Here is a 5,413-nt window from a genome sequence, read left to right on the forward strand (position 1 = left end):
GTCATGTAGTGAACCTTGTTGGCCATGAATGTGCCCAACCCAACGGTGACCTGTTCTTTGGCTACCCACTGCCCTTGCGTTAACGCGACATTGGCACTGAACCCGTCTGTACAGGTCTTGCTCCATTGCTTTGACCATTTCATGCCGGCAGATATGGGCACTGGGACAGCCTGCGGTGCAACAGAGAACGTACAAGTTCGGTTTGGCAACTGGCTGGTGACACTGTTGAGTACACCACCGTTCGCGTAGTTATCGACTTCGTCGACCGTGTAGTCCGTTCCGTGCAGCAGAGGCACTTGGCCGCCCACTGTGGACAAACTCCGCACGAAGCTGCCGTCGTTGCTCACAGTGGTGACAGTGTTGGTGTACTTCAGATCCATCGTCGAACCGCTGTCATCCACAATGTGTTTGGACCACGTCGTGGCGTCGCCCACAGCGATGGCTGAGGACGCCAAAGGGTCTGATGCACTTGCAGGAGTCGCTTGTGGCGGTTCAGTTGGCGCGCCAGGTTGGCTGGATCCGCCACCACCGCATGCGGCCAAGGTGCCGCATATGGCTACGCAGAGCAGGCCCCAACGGATGCGACTGGTATCAAGCGTGTCAAATTTGACATCATGAACGCAGGCGGATGCCTCCAACTTCCTGGATTTCGACATTGCTTCTCCCATTTGATGTTCTCGATCAAGCAGGCCATGCCCGGGCGAACTTGAAACGTGGGTGCGATGTTAGCGAGCGCCCTCAGGAAAAACGTTATTGAGGGGCAGCTGCATGGCCACTTTGCAAGAGTTTACAAATGGCGATCTGCTCTACGAGAAACGTCAAATTCGGCCACACATCGGCAATGCATGTGCGCACATGGATGCAGCGAGGTGGGATGCCGCGTCATCCAATCGTGAGGGGGGGCGTTGAGTCAGGATCCTTCCACCCGATAAGGGCAACATGACAAAGCAAATAGCTCGCGCTCTGGCCACTGCATCGCTGGCCACCTTGTTAAGCGCCTGTACGATTACGCCGCCTCACATCGCATACACAGGGCCTCGAATCGCCATCGTCGCCTCATCGCCACCACCGCCACCCAGAGTGGAGGTGGTGCCTGTTCAACCCTACCCTGATACTTTCTGGGTGCACGGTCATTGGGAGTGGGAGGGTGAACGCCATCGCTGGGAGGACGGGCATTGGGAGCGACGCAGGGAGCATGAACACTGGATCCCTCATCGCTGGGAACCCGATGGCCATGGACGCTGGCAGATGACGGGCGGCTACTGGCATCGCGAACAGCAGTAGATGCCATGGCGCAATCCTGGCTTAACGCAATGAAGTAGCCAAGCGTGGGTCATCCACGCGAGTGAAGGTGAAGCCGTCCTTGCGTATGGCTTCAATCACCTCATTCAAGTGCGCCAGTGTGTTCGCATGAATTTCGTGCATCAGGACGATGCCACCGTGACGCTCTCGCACAGCGGATGCCACGTGCCCCACAAAGTCACTTCGAAACTGCACCGCGACACCGCACGACACTGCCTCATGCAGTGCGACAGTGCCGCTCCTGTCAAACGCCCAGTCGCAACTGTCAACGTGCCAACCCACGATGCGGTAGCCCTTGGCGTGCAGCAAATCATTGCCATTGCACGTTGAGTTGCCAAAGGGGTATCTGTAAATTTTGACATCCAGATCTTCGGGCATCTGCTCGAGCCCCTTTGTGATTTCGCTATTCTGGGCTTCAACGCCCAGATCATGAAAGTTGGGGTGAGACCACGAGTGGCTGGCGATGACGTGGCGTTTGCTGGCCAGGACCTTGCGCACCAGCTCAGGGTACTTTTGCATCTTCTCGCCGATAAAGAAGAAGGTTGCGGGGATGTCATAGCGTTCCAGAACAGACAAAATCTGTTCGGTGCGCTCGGGGTCTGGTCCATCGTCGAATGTGAGTGCAACCAGACCAGCAGGGGGGGGGGTAGCGATGTCTGACTCGAAGCGGCATTGCGCGTGCAACGCCTCTGGTGTACTCATCATGCGCTCGCGCAGGCGGTTCAGATGTGCTTGCCGTACCTGCGCGTGCAAATGTTCGTGATGGCTCGGCGTTGCCGCTGCCGGCGCGGGCTCTTCTGGGGCAGCCATGGCAGCCAGCGTCAATGGTGAGAGAGCCATCACGGCCAGGAGGCGCCGGATTTTGGGTATCCAAGAGAACATCGAAACTAGTCCTGATGCATAGTAAAAACCGCTCCAATTGTCGCCTGACTGTCGCGACATCTGCACGTGCAAGACAGGCTCTCGTCGCCGCGACGATGCTTGCATGCGGCTTTGTGCTGGGCCTGGGCGCGCAGCCTGCCAACGCGGGGGGCTGTGGCTTCGATCTGCGCCAACTTCAGTTCCAGGGCAGCGATTTGGAGCAGTCTGCCTGCTTGCTTCGCACGGTTCATGTGGGTGGCGTGGTGGATGCCGCACCTGCCAAGATACCGGATGGTATGCGTCACCTTGTTGACAGGCCGATGCGAGTCTGGAAGGACGCACTGCGCAAACACATCGCGTTGAGCGGACTGACTGAAAAGGCGCTCGGTGGTTCGCTGGATGCGCCACTGTCGAGCGTATTGCGTGAAGACGGCGGCAGGATTTCTGCGCATTACTTCGTGATCCACGACACCAGTTGGCCATGGCTGGATGCGCAGCCATTCCCGATCGATACAGACAGCCAAGTCAATGACCTTGGATTTTACGCGCATGCATCCACTGCAATGGCGCATGTCTTTGTCAATCGGCTTGGAAAGACGCTGACGACACACGAATTTGAAGAACCCTGGCGGGCAACCAAATTGGAGAACAAGGTCATTGGCTTGCATTCCCGAGGGCTGTTTCTGCACGTGGAGTTGGTGCAGCCTCGCAGGCGAGATACCAATGGGCCTGCCGGCAATGACGCGTTGGCGCCTGAGCCTGGCTTTACAACGGCGCAGTACGATACCTTGGCGCTTCTCTATATGGCGGCAAGCGTTCGGGCTGGGTTCGGGCTGGTCCCAGGTTTGCATGCCGCAATTGATGATGGATTGACCGGGGGACACGATGACCCTCAGAACTTCCAGTTGGAGGAGTTCGCTGCAGCCTTGATACGGCTGCAAACTCGATTGTCTGCACTGAGTACGAATCTGGTATCAACTGACAGCGCACTGGCCAAAGAGCCGGGCGTTCGATGAGGCTGAATTGGTTCTTCTTTCAGTCTGTTCACTGTTTATATAGGTGGAGTCCTGCATGAACGTCGTCAAATCCATCGCTGTGTTCAATGAAGGCCGAGACCCTGAGCGCTTGCAGATGAAATACAGCAAGATGCGCAGCACCCCATTCGCATTCTTGCGTGGCACTTGCCACTTGTTTTACGAACAACTGCCGCTGTCTGGCATTTTCAAGAAGGCGCCCTTGGTGTGGACATGTGGCGATCTTCACCTGGAAAACTTTGGGACATACAAGGGCGACAATCGACTCACCTACTTTGATGTGAACGATTTCGACGAGGCCCTCCTGGCTCCAGCCAGTTGGGACATTGTCCGCATGTTGACCAGTCTGCACGTCGGTGCCGATAGCCTGGGCATCAAGCGCAAGGAGGCGCAAGAGCTAAGTCAGCTGTTCGTGAATGGGTACGGCCAAGCACTTGCGCAAGGAAAAGCTTATTGGCTTGAACGCCAGACGGCACACAGTCTGATCAAAGGCTTGCTGAACAGCCTCCAGGATCGCCAGCGGCTTGACTTTCTGGACAACCGAACGAGGATGAAAAACAAGAGGCGATCCATCCTGATCGATGGCAGGAGAGCGTTGCCAGCTTTGTCGTCGGAACGATCCGACGTCATCCAACTCATGAATGAGTTTGCACAGCCGTCTTTTTTCAATGTACTGGATGTTGCGCGACGCATTGCCGGAACGGGTAGCCTGGGCGTTGAGCGCTATGCCATCCTGGTTGAGGGAAAAGGTTCGCCGAACGGCAACTACCTGCTCGATTTGAAAGAAGCAAGGGCCTCATCGCTGGCTGCAAGGGTCAAGGTCAAGCAGCCTCAATGGGCGACCGAGGCTCATCGCATCGTTGAGATTCAACGGCGCTTTCAGGCCGTGCCGATGGCATTTCTCCAAGCTGTCGACATGAAAGGCAAGCCTTATGTTCTCAGAGGGCTGCAGCCATCGGAGGATCGGATCACGCTGGATGGCTCAGGGCACGCTCTCGCTGACATTCAACAGTTGATCTGTGACATGGGCCGCCTCGTCGCTTGGGGGCAGTTGCGCAGCAGTGGGCGTCAAGGGGCAGCATCCGCAGACGAGTTGATTGATTTCGCCTTGGGCGTTCGATGGCAAGAAAAGCTCATCGAAGCTTCAAAAGCATGCGCGGATCAAGTCATGAGCGATGCTCGGACTTTTTCTGAGGCATATGACGATGGCGCGTTTCGCTGAGTCAACATCATGAGAAAACGGCGCGTGGATCCGAATCGGTCACACTCTCGTCTGTACTTCATGTTCATGAATTGACTGTCATGTTCCCAATGGCCTATTCGAATTTGCACACTTACTGGTCACCGGCCTTCCTGGGGGCCAATGGCTTCATCCTTTTGAACTTGTTGGGGGCATTGCTGTTAGGCATGCTGGTTGGTTACGAGAGAACGTTTCGCGGGCGCGCTGCAGGCATGCGCACCTATGGCCTGGTCTGCATGACATCGGCTGGTTTGACGGTGCTGGTCGGGTTGCCTGGCTATTGGTACGGTGGACATTCATCTGTCACGGGCGGGGATCCGACACGCGTCATTCAGGGGGTGGTCACTGGCATCGGTTTCTTGGGGGCCGGTGTGATCATGAAAGATGGCTTTCACATTTCCGGACTGACAACCGCCGCGTCCATCTGGACTTCTGCGGCAATTGGCATCATGCTGGGTGCAGGTTTCTACGCGGCGGCCATTCTTCTTGCGCTGGTTTGCACGATTTCGATGGAGTGGGTACGTAGTCTGGAGCGATGGCTACCCAATCACCCGATTTTGACGGTCACCGTCTTGTTCAAGCAGGGCTTTGTTCCCAAGGAAGAAACCTTGTGTGAACTGGTCCGTGGACACGGATACACCGTAGCCCTGGATTCTTTGTGCATCAGCCACAAGGATGGGCAACCGGAGTGGCACTTCAATGCAGTCGGTACCAGTAGTCGACAAGGTGTGTCCTCGACTCAATTGGCGGGAGATTTGTCATCTCTGGAGGGCGTCACGAGCTTCAGTGTCGCCCCGAACAAAGGCTAGCCATGGCTCGTCATCCGTATCAAACTGGGCTATACATGTAGTTGCCACTTGAGTGCGCTACGCTAGAGATGACATTCATCATTGTCAGGTACACGTCATGTCAAGAACCCTCAGCAAAGAGCCAGTCGCCGATGAGCCGGCGCAAACCGTTCTGGTGTTGCAAGGTG

At 56.2% G+C, this 5,413-nt stretch carries 5 protein-coding genes; 3 read left to right on the top strand and 2 right to left on the bottom strand.

All coding sequences use genetic code 11. From position 1 onward, the window contains the following. Positions 1-380, bottom strand: a 380-nt coding sequence (locus EPO09_RS15810) for a hypothetical protein (RefSeq protein ID WP_290644293.1), incomplete at its 3' end; no start/stop codon positions are given. Between the two features lie 925 nt (positions 381-1,305). After that, on the bottom strand, positions 1,306-2,250 hold the full coding sequence (locus tag EPO09_RS15815; protein WP_290644301.1) for a polysaccharide deacetylase family protein: 945 nt from the start codon (positions 2,248-2,250) through the stop codon (positions 1,306-1,308). 128 nt (positions 2,251-2,378) lie between these two features. On the opposite strand from EPO09_RS15815, the gene EPO09_RS15820 reads away from it, so the two are divergent. From EPO09_RS15820 to EPO09_RS15830, 3 genes are all read left to right on the top strand, one after another. After that, on the top strand, positions 2,379-3,179 hold the full coding sequence (locus EPO09_RS15820; RefSeq protein ID WP_290644295.1) for a hypothetical protein: 801 nt from the start codon (positions 2,379-2,381) through the stop codon (positions 3,177-3,179). Between the two features lie 55 nt (positions 3,180-3,234). Next, positions 3,235-4,419, top strand: coding sequence for a DUF2252 family protein (locus EPO09_RS15825; RefSeq protein ID WP_290644297.1), 1,185 nt, complete (start codon positions 3,235-3,237; stop codon positions 4,417-4,419). An 89-nt stretch (positions 4,420-4,508) separates the two neighbouring features. Beyond that, positions 4,509-5,246, top strand: coding sequence for an MgtC/SapB family protein (locus EPO09_RS15830; protein WP_290644299.1), 738 nt, complete (start codon positions 4,509-4,511; stop codon positions 5,244-5,246). The last annotated feature ends 167 nt before the right edge of the window (positions 5,247-5,413 follow it).

Source organism: Aquabacterium sp., from assembly GCF_004297345.1.
Taxonomy (GTDB): domain Bacteria; phylum Pseudomonadota; class Gammaproteobacteria; order Burkholderiales; family Burkholderiaceae_C; genus Aquabacterium.

Bases quoted from the DNA above. Each gene is read 5' to 3' on its own strand.
- EPO09_RS15825 (WP_290644297.1), top strand. From the start codon at position 3,235: ATGAACGTCGTCAAATCCATCGCTGTGTTCAATGAAGGCCGAGACCCT.
- EPO09_RS15830 (WP_290644299.1), top strand. From the start codon at position 4,509: ATGGCCTATTCGAATTTGCACACTTACTGGTCACCGGCCTTCCTGGGG.